The sequence below is a fragment of the Sciscionella marina DSM 45152 genome (assembly GCF_000379465.1).
GTDB lineage: Bacteria > Actinomycetota > Actinomycetes > Mycobacteriales > Pseudonocardiaceae > Sciscionella > Sciscionella marina.
Genome location: NZ_KB905395.1, coordinates 46,971 through 61,603 on the forward strand (window position 1 = coordinate 46,971; position 14,633 = coordinate 61,603).

Here is a 14,633-nt window from a genome sequence, read left to right on the forward strand (position 1 = left end):
GCAATCAATGCATGATGGATATTACAATGGACACAAATGAGACAGCGAGGGCAACAAATGGAATAGCTTCCTTGGACATCTCCCAAGAAGTCCTGTTCCTCGTCGGATATAGATAGTCCCGGTCGCGTTCTTGCCGGTTCTGGTCTCGAACTGGATACGGGATATCCGAGTGCAGGACTCGAACCTTTCGAGTCAAGTCACAGCGCCCTGCTGCAACCACCACCATCAAGTGTCGCAGCAAAAAAGCGAGCTCCCGAGCCAGCTCTAGTTGATCAACCCCGCCCCGTTCGCGCAAATCAACGTCCAGCAGAGGATAAGCTATCTCCAAAGCACGTTCGCAAGCCCCAGGCGGCACACGCCACAAAAAGCGATGAGTATTGACAGCTCGAAATAGTAACTGAGCAATCCGTCCAACGGTAGGCCAAAGGTGCGCCACCAGACGAGGCGGTTTCAATGTCCCATCTCGCCATTTACGACGCCTGTATAGATAATCTAGATGCCTTATAAACCGGCCTGCACGACGCAGGAAACGCACCTCCGCAAGAGGGTAAACCCATGCTATAGATGTAAAAGATAGAAGTGCCAATATCAAAAGAGCAGCAACCACAAGACCCCAGGCTATGCCGCCCCATATGATCCGCTCGCCCCGGAGATAGGGCACGATATATGCAGCCGCGCCACTCGATAGCAACAGCACTAGTGTAGAAGCTACAATTAGTGGTCGACCAACAGCTAACGTTACTCGAACTCTTTTTACGTACCGAATTCGACCAGCGGAAATATTTTCATTCCACTCCTCGTTCAGCGCAGACAGCAGATCTCTAACTTCGCATTGTTCCACTTGAACATCGGAGCGCGGGAACTGCCCGTCTTTGGATGAATAGAAGGGTTTTCGGCGGCAATCAGTCGAGCTATCACAGCTCGCAAAATTCGAAGTTTTATCCTCGACCGAGGCAGTACCATCATTGATACTAGACTCACCATGACCCAAGTACTGCGTATCTTCTTTCATTTCCACCTCAACCGACTAAGCAGATTCACATTTGCCCGCCAAGCATACTTTTCGACAACCAACGAATGCAACCCGCCCCTCAGGGCTCTGCGACTCCTACCTAAAGTCATTTACCAAGAAGGCGATTCAGAAAAATCTGCACTATAGGCCAACCCTTGTTGCGCCTAAGAATTCGCCGATAACACGCAGATTGGCCTCGTGGATCTTCTCTCCGGATTGCGGTGCTTCTACCTGGTGGTTGTTGCCGCTGTAGATGGCGATGTGATGAATGCTGCTGGGGCTACTTCCGTAGAAGAGGAGGTCTCCGGGCTGAAGGTGGTCTCGGGGGATTTGGTGTGCTGCGGTTGCTTGGTATTGGGCTGCTGATGTTCTGGGGAGGGTGGTTTTGCCTTTGGTGGCTTGGTAGTAGGCGTAGCGGACGAGGCTGGAGCAGTCGAAGCCGGTGACGCCTGCGTCGATACCGGTGCCTTGGCTGGGTCCGTTGAGGGTTCCGCCTCCCCAGGCGTAGGGAGTACCGATCCATTTTCGGGCGGCGCTGATGACCGCGCCTGCTGTGCCGCCGGGTGTTTGGGTGGGTTGCGTGGCGGCATATTTCTGTATGATTTTGCGGATTTTGGCGATGTAGTTGGTGGTTTCGGGGAAGGGTGGGACGCCGCCGTATTGCAGTACGCGGCCGGGTCCGGCGTTGTAGGCGGCGAGGGCGAGGTCGATGGTGTTGCCGCTGAGTCCGGGGTGTGCGTGGATGGTGCGGACTTGGGCGCACATGTAGTTGGCTTGTGTGGGTATGGCGTCGGCGGGGTCGGTTGGGTCGGTTGTGCCGTCGTGGTTGCCGTCGATCTTGTAGGTGTTCCAGGTTGAGGGGAGGAATTGTGCGAGTCCTTCGGCTCCGCTGCTGGGATTGTGGGCGTGGGGATTCCATCCGGATTCGGTTTCGATCTGCGCTGCGAGCAGTGGTGCGGTGATTTCGGTGCAGGTGTGGGCGGCTTGGTGCAGCGGTTCGGTGGCCCATTTTGGTACGCTTCCGGGGCGTAGCTGGGTGTCGTTGCTGTCGACGCTGCTGTCTTGTTTCTTGACTGCGCTGCTGTATCCGGTGGCGCTGCCCAGGACCATGAGTAGGAACAGGATGAGCAGGAGCATCGGCGAGGCCGCCAGTGCTACGCCGAGGGCGATGTTGCTGCGCCGCATCAGTGCCCGCCTGGGACGGGTGGCATGTCCCCGGCGTCGGAGATGGAGAGCTGATTGATTCGCCAGCGGAGTGGTTGTCCTGTTGGGTGTTGGAGGGTGCAGTAGACGGCGTGCCCGAGAAGCGGTTTGCGGGCCCCATCGGGTGTGACTGCGCTGCGTTGGGCGAGGACGCCACTCGAGCGAATGTTCCCGCGGGTATCGGGCGGGTCATCGGTGATGTGCCGCGTGGTGACTTCCACGCGGGCGTGGCTTTGTTGGAGTTGGGGCCATTCGTCGTCGCGGATGCCGTCCTGTTGGTAGGTCTTGGAGAGTGGTCCGATCAGGTAGCGGCGTGCCGCTGTTGTTCGCGCGCGTTGTGGGGTGTCTTCGGTGTTGGTGTTCCAGGACAGCAGAGTTGTCGCGAACTCGGCGCATACCTGGTTCGGTGATGCGTACCGCTGCGAGGCATGGGTGGTCGCCGGGCGCCGGTGGTGGACCTGGACGTGGTGGGTGACGGTGCAGGCGGATGTGCTTACCGCGGCGAGCAGGGCGACGCGGAGCAGGCGCGTGTTGATGGTGCTGCGCTGTTGCATTGGATACTCCCCCAGGTTGTGTGGTTAGGCACCGCGGCGGTGGCGTCCTCCGCTGTGGCTGTTGGTTCCGTGGTCGTGTGCCAGTGCGACCAGGTGCCGGAGACGTTGCCGACCCGTGGGCGCGCGCCCGCCATCCGGGTCATGGATCGTGTCGGTGCTCGGCGGTTGATCGAGTCCGTATCGCTCGGCAATCTCGGCGAAGATCGGCGTATCGCGCGGGTCCGTGCGCTCTGGGCTGTCGGTGGTGGGTTCCGGAGTAGCGGATGGTGCTTGGTTGGCGAGTCGACGCTCGGCGAAGAGCAGGCTGGCAGGAAAGGCTTTCGGACTCGGTTCCTGTGGCGCGGACGCGCTGGGTTCGGTGGCAGCTGGTTCGGCATCGGCGAGCGCGGCGGGGAATGGCTTTGCCTGTTTCGGCGCCGAAACCGCTACGTCGACAGGTTCGTCGTCTGAAGAGCGGTCTTCGGTCTTCTCGGGCTGTTCCTGGATCGCTGGTGCAGCCGCGTCCTGTTGAGGCACCGTCGTTGGCACGTGAGCGTCGATGCCACTGTCGGTGGCCGTCGGGTCGCCGGGTTGATCGGTGACCAGTGCCTGCGCGGGCTGTATCGTCTTGGACGAGGGCTGGTGTTGCGTCCTCGGTTCTGGTGCTGTGTCGACGAGTTGGCCGATCTGGGTGGCGAGATCGAGTACGCGTTCCTGGGCGCCTTGGGTGATGCTGCTGTAGATGGTGCGGTCGTCGTGGTCGATCGAGCTGGTTTCGGTGGTGCTCACGACTTTGTAGCCCGTCTCGGCGGCTTTCTGGGTAAGGCGTGTCCATTCCTTGGCCAGGAGCCGGTGGTCGGTGACTGGGACAGGGCGGAAAGGCTTCTCCTCGGAGGTCCCGTTCGGTCGGTCGTGACTGTCCTGATGCGTGACGGCGTTGGATTCAGTGCCGTCGGTTACCGGCGTGCTCGGTTTCGCCGCTGGTCCCTGCACGGGACGGCGTGGTTCTGCGTTTGCGTTGTCAGGCTGGGTGTCGGGTGCGGGTTCGGGTTGAGTCGATTGCTGTGGTGGTGTGGTGGCCCGCAACGGTCGCGCTGGTTTGTGCGCGTTCGCGATGCGTATGCTGAGCTCGGCGCCGAGTTCGTGGACCTGGTTGCTGGTCTTGGTGTCGCTTGCTGCGAGGGTGTCGGCGAACACGGTGAGCGCTTGGTGGATCTCGGTGGCTTCCGCGTGGTTATGAGCGAGGTTGGTCAGGATCTGTGCGTGTGCCGCGGGCGTGGATTCGTCGGCGAGCATCCGGTTGGCCTGGATCAGGGCGAGCCGGGATGGCTCGTGGGCTTTGATTGAGGTGGGGATCTGGCGAACGCTGGCCGCAAGCACGGCTAGGAGTGGTTCTCGGCCAGGTGGAAATGCCAGTGTTTGCAAGGGATGGCGAGGTGCGTTCGATGGTCTCGTCGGCTGGGGTTCTTGCGGTGTGCCCGTAGTGGCTTCGGTGGCCGATGTTTCCTCGACGACTCCTGTTTCGGCCGGCTGATCGGCATGATCGTGCTCCTGCGGCGGAGAAGCCGGTTCTTCCTGGTCCGTCGGAGCCTCGCGTTCCGGTGCCTGGTCGGAGGTGATGCCGAGTTGTTCTGGTTCCCGCTGACCGTTGGCGTCTCGCTCGGGCTCGTCATCGTGCAGGGTCTGCTGGGACGGTCCGGACGGTTGATCGGCGAGCGCAGCATCGTCGGCTGCAGTGCTGGTTTGGGCGGTCGGCGTTTCGGTGTCGCCTTGGAGCACCGTGGTCAGCGAGTTGGGGAGTTCAATGCGCACCAGCCTCGGGTCAGGGTTGGTGCTGGCGTCGACATGCCAGATGGTCTCAGGGTCGGCGATGCGCTCGTCGAGGAGTTCGCCGCGGAGGACAAGGGTGTCGCCGTCTCTGGTTGGGAGCCCTGTCAGTCGGAATGGTCCGAAATAGTAGCCGGGATGTTCGAGCACGTCCCCGATCGCGAGTGCCGAGGCTGGCACGTGCGTCGTCGTCTTTTCGGGCATCGTGCGGAGGAGTTGGGCAATACGGTGTGCGAATTCGTGTTGTTCCGGTGCGAGGAGTTGCAGGGCTCTGTCGCGATCGAGTTCCGGTAGTCCGGAGCTGCGTTGGCGACGGGTCGGGGCGGTGCCGGTCTCGTGCGCGTGTAGTGCGGTGGCGATGATGCGGTTCGCGATCCTGCGCTCGTAGGTGTCCAGTTGGTTCTCGGCGTTCTGGGCAAGGCGAGCTTCGCCGATCGCTCGGTAGCCACTCGCGTTGTGCTTGACGCTGAGGCTCGCGTGGTGGGCGTGTTGGAGCAACCAAGCGGTGCCGTCATTGAGGGCGGGGGCGAGCCAGATGGCGAGCTTGCGCCAGGTGATGGTTCCCTCCCTCGCTCCGTTTTGACCGTCGACCCGTAGCCACAGACCTTTGCCACTGAATTCGCCACGTTCCGGTGCCCGTGGGTCCGGTGCGTCGACGGAGCGCCAGCTCGCCCAGCCAGAGAAATTAGCGGGGTTGACCGGTTTCCCGTTGTGGATGCTGCGCAAGAACCGAGAGAGCTCCCAGGGCGCGATGTGGCGTAGTCCTTCGGCGATGTCAGAGTCGTTCAGTGGTGCCGGTTCCTCCGCGTCTGCGCCCGCGCTGCTGTGCTCGTCTGCGGCGGCTGTTTCGGTTTCCTCGCCCGTCAAAGGCGTGGTTGGTCCCGATGTGGTGCTGTGTTCGGGCGCCGCTGTGGTAATCGCGTCGAGCTGGTCCAGGTGTGCCCGGTTTTCGGGTGTCAGGAGTTCAAGGGCCTGCGTTCGGTCCAGGCCCGGGATGGTAGGGGCGGGACGGGTGCGTGGTCCGGGTGGGTTTCCGGTTTCGTGGGCTTGCTGCGCGGCTTTCGCGATGGTGGCAAGAACCTGGTCGCGAAGCTCGATGACCGTCTGGAAATCAGCGTCGGTTCCGTACTGGCCGTTGCGCAACTGACCGTAGACAGTTTCGGTGTGCGCCAGCAACCATGCCCGCCCTTGGTCGAGGCCGGGAACGAGCCAGCGCGCGAGCTTTCGCCAGGCGATGTGGCCCGCGCGCGGGTGTTCGGGGCTGTGAACGTCGAGGCGGATCCCGGACCGGTCGGCGTACAGACTTTCGTGGACACCGGGCTCGGTGGTGGTGTCGTCGCGTGTACCGGAGAACGCGTGCCCGGACGTGGGGTTGGTGGGGGCGCCTTGGATGATGCTCGCGGCGAAAGTGTTGATCAGCACGGGGCCCAGGTGTTCGACGATGTGGGCGATGTCGGCGTCGGTGAGTCCCTGGGGAGCCTCATCGGATGCGGTCGCGAATGCTGATTCGACGAGCTGTGTCGGCTCGGGTTGATCGTCGCGGGCTGCCGCGGCTGTGTCGACGTGTTCGGATGGCGCAGTGAGGCTGTCGAAGCTGAGCTGACCGATCTGTTCGGTTGCCTGCGGTTGCCGCGTCGGGGTCTCGGCGACCTCGGACTCCGTGGCGTTTGTGGTGATAACGGGGACCGCGGCGTCGGCCGGGACGGTTCGGGAACGCTGTGAGCCGTCTGGTGGTTGGAGGACCAGCAGCATCGTGGTGGCGTCCACGGGGCGAACCTCGACCACGGTCGCGTGCGCTTGTTCGCGGTCGTCGTCGAGTTCAATGTTCTGCCCGGCGGTGTTGATTGGTAGCCGGGCGTCGTCGTTGGCGAGCCTGCGCAAGGCGTTCTGCGCGCGGGCGGTATCGAAATCTGCTGCTTTCCTGGCTTGTCCGACCGAGGCGGTGACTGCACGGCGGTAGAGGTCGGCGTCGAGCGTTTCGAGTTCGCTGTAGGTCTGATGAGGACGTAGCCCGTTGCGGGTCCGTCCGGAGAGCAGGACAGCGACGGCGTTGCGTGCCTGGCTGCCGGTGTGTGTTCTGAGGACGTATCGCGCGACGGCTTCGCGGTTGCGGAAACGCGGAATGCTGATGTGCACGGCGGCGTCGAGGTGTTCCCCGGTATCCGGATCGCGCCAGCCGTTCTCGTCGCGTACGACGTGACGGCCGTCTGTGCTGGCGAGAGCATCGGGCGGGTCTGGGGACAGGAGTGGTTCGATGGCCCGGCGGCCGGGTTGGCGGGTGGGCAGCGCGATGCCGTGGCGTCCCAGATGCGTGAGGAGGTGTTCCATGCCCGCGCGGCTGCTGGTGTAGGCGGGGTTGATCTCGATCCAGTCGGCGTCGGCTCCCAGGTTCTCGTTGTAGACGTGCTGTTCGACCAGCAACTGGTCGTCGAGGTCGTAGTTCAGGGCGAGAAGCAGTTCGTCGCGCAGCCACGCTTGGGTGTGGCCGGTCTCGTTGGGTTCTTCCTGAGCGAGGGTCCAGCCCCAGGTGGCGGGGTCGAGTGGATGTTCGCTGTCGATGCCGTCCACCACTGGGAAGCGGTGGTCGGCCGCCCGGTCGTGGAAATCCTCAGCGACAGCCTGAGCGTCGTCCTCGGCTGCGTCGTGGCGGGTTTCACCCACCTCGGGGTCATCTGTGCCGGGCGGGTCCGCGGGGAGCGTGACTTCTAGCGGCGGTATCTCCGGATCCGCGTCGCTGTCGCGCGACTCGGTTCCCGTAGCAGGATCGACGGGATCGGCGACCGCTTCGCCCTGGACTGCGACGTCGGTGTCCGGAGTGGAGTCGGCGGTTTCCGAACGGGACGTGTCCCCATCGGAGGCGGTTGGTACGAGGGTGTCGAGGTGTTCGCGGGCTTGGGCGATGCGTTGGGCTGGTGTCAGTTCGGCCCAAGTGCCGATCTCGTTGGGTGCGCTGTGGTGTCCGGCGTGCCAGCGGGAGAGCACGGTCGTGAGGCGGTGTCCATGCGTCTCGGCGTGTTCGGCGAGCGCGTCCCATTCCCTGAGTGCGGTAGCGCCATCCGCGGCGTTGAGCACGACGCGGCCATGTTGGTCGAACCAGGCGTCGGGGGCGAAGGTGTGGGTTTGGCGTTCGCCGTAGCCGGTTTGACCGGTGATGCGGACCTGATTCGCGTCGTCGCGGTCGACGCGTTCGACGAACAGATCCCCATCAAGCCGAATCACCAGTCCGACCAACTCGGCATCGGTGATGCGAACGAGCCCGAGCGGGTCACTGCGTCGTTCACTGCTGGACTCCAGGTCAGTGCCGTCGCCTTCCGGTGCATCCTGAACGGCCTCGGATCCTTCGTCTGCGTCGGCGGCAACGCTGACGGGTGTTTCGTCGCCAGCGCGGGGATCGACGTCTGCGAGGGTGCTCTGGGTGTCGACTGCTTGGGGCACGGTGGCCTGTGCGACCGTTCCGGTGTGCGCGACGATCGGGGCTTCGTCTGGGGCGGTGAGCTTTCCGGAAACGGGGTCCCGGCTGGTGCGGGGATCAGCGTCGAGGAGCACCGCGTGTCCGGCGCTGTCGTGGCCGCGCAGGTGTAGGTGTCCGGTGATGCCGATATCGATGCGGTGGATGCGCAGCGGCTCACCGCTTTCCGGGTGCGCAACGGTGAGGATGCCGGGTTCTGCGTCCAGCACTGTCTGTTGGCGTTCCTGTGCGTGGCTCAACAGGTTCGTAGCTTCGTCTGCGCTGATCTGGCCGTTCACCAGCTGCCACACGGCGCTTTGCGTGGTCGCCGCGAACGGAGTGGACCTGTCTTGGTTGAGCAGCGTGGCTCGTGCCTCGGTCCAGGAATAGCGCAGCACCTCCGAGTCACGGCCGCGGATCGCACCGTTGTCGACATATCGAGGGAGCTCGTAGCGCGACACACGGGGGTACTCGGCGGCAAGAACGGTCCGCCACCGCGACGGAAGGACCCGAATAGCCGGTCCCCCGCGTCGGTTGTCGAGTTGGTAAGCGACAGTGAGCAGTGTGTCGGCGATGGCAGGGATCCCGATCGCGGTGCAGATCCTCCCGGTGGGGCTGTCTTGTCCTCCCAGTTCGATCAGCGCATCGGAATGTGCGACCAATCCGGCAACAACCGCGGACACGGCCTCGTCGTCGACCCGGGACTGAACCTGGTCAGCCGTGTCCCGCTCGGTTCCGGATTGCTGTCCTTGGGTCAGGATCGTGCGGACCACACCGATGGTCGTGCGGACGTCCGGTACTCGAAGCTGGTCATCGTCGGGTAGGAGCGCTGCGATGAGGCCGATCGTGTGTGCTCGGGCAGCGTCCGCGGTGGTGTCGGCATCGTGTTCGTGAATCCAGGCTGAACGCAGTTGTTCGATCGTCTCCCCGGAGAACAGGTCGTGCCATAGCTGCCGGACCGGTTCCTGCGCGGTGTCGCGCATCGTCGCGACGTGTTCCGCGGTGTCCAGTTCATCGATTCGGCCGCGGATCGCCTGGACGTGCCGGTCGGACAGGTCGTGCAGATCGGTCGTGATCGCGAATCCGGCATCGTGGAGCCGTTCCGCGGCATCGGTGAGACGTCGCTGGAGACGCTGGTGGAAGTCGATCATGGCGCGCTGGTCGCGTTGGACCTTCCACGTTTTCGGCAGCAACCAGGCACCGTGCTCGCCGTTCGGAGTTGGTACCTGGCGCCACTTCCATCCGGCCCGTTCGGTCCGAAGCAGGTCACCGATACCGTCGACCTTCTCGGTCCCGAGGAGCTGGACGCCGTGGTTGTACGAGTAGTGCAGGATCAGGAACCGCTTGCTCGTCTGCTCGGGCTCCGTGGTCGCGGAGGTTTCCGCGTGTTGCGCGGTTTGCACCGCAATCTCCGTAGCTGTTTGGGCGGTGTTCTCCGGCTCCTGGAGCGTGTACGTCGTCTCGTTCTGCTGGCTCCCCGGCGGCTGGGGCGGCTGCTCGGCACTCGCCGCCGCGTCGCCACTGGTCGGTTCTGGCTCATCCGCGCGTGCCGTTCCCGCGCCCGGGTCGGTTTCGGCGGCGGGTTGCTCCACTGTTTCCGGTTCGACGACCGGCGTGTCGTCGTGTTCGTTCACTGCGCCGGTTTCGGCGGTGTCTGGTTCGGGTTCGCCTGTGGTCAGGGCGTGGGTGAGCGCGGCGAGACGTGTGCTTTTCTGGTCGAGTTGTTCCTGTTGGGCGAACGTGTCAGTGCGGCTTGTCTGGGCTTGCTCGGCCGTGTGCCGTAGTCGCGTGATGGTTTCTTGCTGTCGTTGCAGGTCTGTTTCGAGGCTGTGGAGTCGGTTTTCCAGTCGTAGGACCAGATGGTGGCTATCCGGCAAGGCTCTGTGGTGCAGGGCAACCGAAGCACCGACACCGGAAAACCGCAGGGTGATGTCAATAACTTTGTCACCTGGGGCGAGTTTGGCTTCGAGTTGGTGGCCGCCGAGTTCGCCGATGGGAATCGTGGCTGTGTCGTGCTGGCCGAGATCTTTGAGCCGGGTCCGAAGCAGTGCTTTGAGGTGTTTGGCTGCTTCGGTGCGGTCGGTATGGTCCTTGGTGCCGATCCGCATGGCGAAGGCTTCCCCGCGAGTGTCGCGGCGCTGGGCGATCGCGGCCTTCAGTCCCGTGACTCGTTGCTCATAGCGCGGTATTTCGACTTCGGCTGTGTCGATGGTGAGTCGGTGTGCGGTTTGCTGGCGTGCCCAGGCTTGGCGCAGGCGGGTAAGGCGATGGACTTCGGATTCGAGTTTGGCTTTCTCCAGGACGCGGGGATCGCCGGAGGCAGCGGCCATGAGTTCGCCGTAGAGGTCGGTGTCTTCGTCGGGCATGTCGATGACGCGGCTGGTGATCTGCCCGGTCATCAGAGGCCGGAACCCGGTCCATTTCTGGCGGACAAGTTCCCATCGTTTGGCATCGAGACTCGGTGCGGTGACCAGGGTTTCGTCGAAGATCTCGGCGTTTTGGTTGCCTTGCCGTTCGACTCGTCCGCGTTCCTGATGGGGAATATCGGCGCGCCAGGGCGGGGTGATGTGGTAGAGCCCGATGGCGCGGTCCTGGATGTTCACGCCGGTGCCCATTTTCTCCGCGGATCCGATGAGGACAGCGACCTCACCGGATCGGGCGGCGTGAAACAGTTCGGCCTTCTGCTGGTCGGTACCGGCTTCGTGGATGTAGCGGATCAAGCTGCCCGGCATTCCACGGTTTTCGAGTTGGGTGCGGAGTTCGTCGTAGAAGTTCCAGCCGTTCTTCGGGGTCGACAGGGAACAGAACACCAGCTGCAGGGCGCCCGGGGTGGGGTGCTCGGTGCCGTCCCTGCGCAGGTATCGGGTGTCTCGGTGTTCTTGCCAGCGCCCGAAAACCCGGTCAGCGAGGACATCGACCTTCTGTGGCTCGGCTGTCTGCATGTCGAGAGTGCGCAGATCCAGCGCAGCCGACACGCCCTCGTGCAACAGCGACAGGTGGTTGTCGTCGCCTTTTTGCGGGCGCGGTGGGATGTTTGCGTACCTCGTTCCGAGGGAGTGGTTGAAATCGGCGAGTTCTTCGCTGGCTGGGACCTCGACGACACGCGAGTGCACGGTGGGGGTGGGCAGGTTGAGGTCTTCGGCGGTACGGATATCGGCACGCAGCCGGAGTTGGCGGGACAGCTCGGGCACGTTGACCAATTTGCGGAGGCGGGTTTTGTCCTTGAACCCACCGCCGGGAATCATCTCTTGAGTGGTGGACAGTTCGGCAAAAGTACGCGCCCAGTTGTCCAGTGCCCCGACGTCGAGACCGAGGCGTTTTTGGATGGTGTGGATCTCGGCGAGGCTGTTGGTCCACGGTGTGGCGGTCGCCAGCACGACACGGGAGTGCCCGTATTCTCCGACCAGGTGGGCGAGTTTGATGTCGAAGTCGATCGCCCGGACTGCGCCGGGATGGCCCAGGTCGGGCAGTGAGGAGTGGCGCCGCGAATTCTTGTAGTCCTGGGCTTCGTCGCACACGATTTTGTCGATGCCGAGGTCTTCCCAGCACAGTCCGGGATCGCGGGGCATGTTGTGCAGGCGTTGTTTCAGCGATTCTTCGGCGTTCGCCTGCGCCTCTTCGAGCTGTTTGACGGTGCGCTGATCGCATCCAGCTTCGCGCGCGTTCTCCAGCGCGGCGGCGATCTCATCGCGTTCGGCGGCGTGATAGGCGTGCGCGGTCTCGCGGCGCACCGGTAGTGCTTGAAAGCCTGTGCGGGTCAAGATGATGGCATCCCAGCTGCCGGTGGCCACACGCGCGACGAATCGCCGCCGGTTCTCGACAGTCAGGTCGTCGCGGGTGGCGGCGAGCAGACGGGCTTGGGGGTAGGCGCGCAGCCATTCGGTGCGGAACTGTTCAAGCATGTGGTTCGGTACGATCACGACCTGCCGGTTGGTCAGCCCGAGTCGGCGGCATTCCATCGCGCCGACGATCATCTCCAGCGTTTTGCCCGCGCCGACTTCGTGGAACAGACCGACGGCGGGGTTGAAGATCTGCGCGGCCACCGCGTTCTTCTGATGCCCGCGTAGCTCATAGGCCGGGGACAAGCCGGGCAGATCCAGGTCGATGTCGTCATAGCGACGCGGGATTTCGGCGTTGAACCGATCGTTGTACTGCTCCACGAGCGCGCGGGCGCGGGTGGTGTCCTCCCACACCCAGGACGCGAACCGGTCGCCGAGCTCGACTGCCTTGAGTTTCGCGGCCTCGGTGGCCGGCGCATCGGTGCGGATGGCACCGTCCGAGTCCTTGTAGGTCACACGGATCGGCCGACCAGTCAGGGTCGCTTCGAGCAGCTCCTGCGCCGGACGCTGCCCGGTTCCCCACTCCTGCCGGGCGGCGGGGCTCGTGCGTGATCCACCGTTGACAGTCCAAATGTTCTCGCCCGGGTGATCAACAGTGATCCGATCGTCGCCGAGGAGTTCTCGGATAAACTGCTGCACATAGGATGCGTCGACCCACGAGCCGAGCTGGACCTCGATCTCCTCCGGTCCCAGATCCGCGGGAACGACCTCGGTGAGCGCATCGACGTTGGGTTGCCATCGCGGGTCTTGTTCGGCCGCGGCGGCGGCGGTGCGGAGTTTGGCGCGGACATTGCCGGACAGGTAGTCGTTGCGCAGCACGGCCTGCCCGGTGTCCGGCTCGGTGAACACGAGTTCTCCGAGCTTGTCTCGTGCTTCCTCGGCGCCGTTGAGACCGAGAAGTTCGGCGATCGTGTCCAGGTCGAGGCGTCCGTGCTTGTTCAAACACAGCGAGATCGCGTCGGTGGGCGACTCGGTGGCGGTGCGGGGCGTGACCGGGGTGATGACGCGTTGAGTGAAGATCTGGGCCTTGGCCGCGATACCGGATACAGGGTCGTAGTCCTCCAGTGCCGCTACCAAAGGCGCCATCGGATCGCTGCGGAACCCGCCCTGTGCGGGTGTCACGCGAATCTCGGTCGTCAGGCCATGATTGCTGGGGATGAAGTGGGCGCTGTCGGTTTCGGGCAGCGTGGACAGGTACTCCTGCGCTGCCTCGATGGTGGTGTGGTCGAGTCCGGTGTCCTTGTCGCGGTGGCGGTTCCGGATGGCCGCGAAGTGCTTGGTCAGCCGGTCGGATCCGGCTCCGGCGGTGCCAAGTTCCTGGAGGTATTCCAGCAGTGCCTGCTGGGAGGTCGGGATGGACGTGTAGTCGCGGTCACGGCACCAGCGCGCCCACACGTGCCATGGCGTTCGGTTTTGGGTGCGCCAGGTGAATCGGTTGATCGGCCCCCAGGTCGCCGCATACTGGTCGTAGTCCCGGTTCAACCGGGCACGCAGGTCCCCGATTTCGGTGGTGTCGTTCGGGTTCTGTTGTTCGGCGGCCAGCAGCGCCTGAGTGGCGTCGCGCAGCTCCAGCAGGACACGTAGCTCGGCGCGGTCTTTCTTCGTGGGTTCGTACGGGATCCAGTGGCCCTCCGCCCACACGTCGAATCCGGTGCCGTGGATACGAATCTGCCCGTCGACGAGCTGTTCCGCATCGTCTCGGAAGCGCACCTCGGACGCCGCTGTTTCGGTGGTGGGCGTGGGGATCGACATTCCGGACTCCTGCGCGGCGCGCACGTCCGCGCGCAGCCGCGTGCGCAGTGCTTCGGCAAGGTCGGGGTGCCGCATGGAGACGGTAAGCTCGTGCTCACGATAGGGACCGTGCCCGGCTGTGAAGGTGCCCAACACGTGTTCGGGGTGAGTGTGGAACCACTCGTTGACCTCCAGCTCCACCAGCTGGTCATCGGTGGGGATCGCCAGTGGGCGTGTCTGCTGCCACCCCTGCTGCGGCGCAGGTGATTCGGTGGTGTCGCGGCGGCGCAGGACGAGCAGGTCGGTGACCACCGTGGTTCCGGCCGCGGCTTGGTGCGCGCCGCTGGGCAGGCGGATGGCGGTGATCAGGTCAGCGAGGTCGGCGATCTCCGCACGAGCGCTCGGATCGGTGGAGTCCAGGGTGTAGCGGGAGGTCAGCAAGGCCACGACCCCGCCGGGGCGGGTCATGCGCAGGGATTTGAGGATGAAGTGGTTGTGGATGGAATGCTGGTTCGTGGGGTTGTATTCGGGATCATGCAGCCGGATACGGCCGAACGGCACGTTCCCCACCACCGCATCGAAATAAGCCTCGCCACCGGTCACGTCCGCGAAAGACCCCGCGAGGATCTGGGCGTGCGGGTACAGCGCTGCCGCGATGGCCGCGGTGGTGGGTTCGACTTCGACCCCGGTGACCGCGATCCCCTCGGGCGCAGTGCCGAGGAAATTGCCTGCCCCGCAGCCAGGCTCAAGGACCTGCCCGCGGGTGAGGCCGAGGTCGTGAACGGCTTCCCAGATCGGTTCGACCAGACGTAGGTCGGTGTAGTGGGCGTTCAGCGTCGAACGTCGCGCCGCGGCGTAGTCCCGTTCCCCGAGCAAAGTTCGCAGTTCCTGGCGCGCCTCGGCATGGTCGGGGTTGTCGTCGTCGAAGACCGCCGGGACCGCGCCCCACCCGGACCAGCGCACGAGGATCCGCTGCTCGCCGGTCGTCGCGACCCGTTGCTCGTCCTGGATCGTGCGCAGGGTGCGCAGCGCGGCGAGGT

The 14,633-nt window shown here is 64.1% G+C and carries 4 protein-coding genes; all 4 read right to left on the minus strand.

Annotation, left to right across the window (positions count from 1 at the left end; all coding sequences use genetic code 11):
- Positions 1–4 precede the first annotated feature (4 nt).
- On the minus strand, positions 5–1,012 hold the full coding sequence (locus A37U_RS51780; RefSeq protein WP_157182969.1) for a hypothetical protein: 1,008 nt from the start codon (positions 1,010–1,012) through the stop codon (positions 5–7).
- 141 nt (positions 1,013–1,153) lie between these two features.
- Positions 1,154–2,197 carry a C40 family peptidase gene (locus A37U_RS0122060; RefSeq protein ID WP_020498852.1) on the minus strand — a complete coding sequence of 348 codons (1,044 nt, stop codon included), beginning with the start codon at positions 2,195–2,197 and terminating at the stop codon, positions 1,154–1,156.
- Positions 2,197–2,769 carry a hypothetical protein gene (locus tag A37U_RS0122065; protein WP_020498853.1) on the minus strand — a complete coding sequence of 191 codons (573 nt, stop codon included), beginning with the start codon at positions 2,767–2,769 and terminating at the stop codon, positions 2,197–2,199. Before A37U_RS0122065 ends, A37U_RS0122060 begins: the two co-directional genes overlap by 1 nt.
- A gap of 24 nt (positions 2,770–2,793) precedes the next feature.
- The gene (locus A37U_RS44635) at positions 2,794–14,556 is read right to left on the minus strand and encodes a hypothetical protein (RefSeq protein WP_020498854.1); all 11,763 of its coding nucleotides are present in this window, start codon (positions 14,554–14,556) and stop codon (positions 2,794–2,796) included.
- Positions 14,557–14,633: the final 77 nt, after the last annotated feature.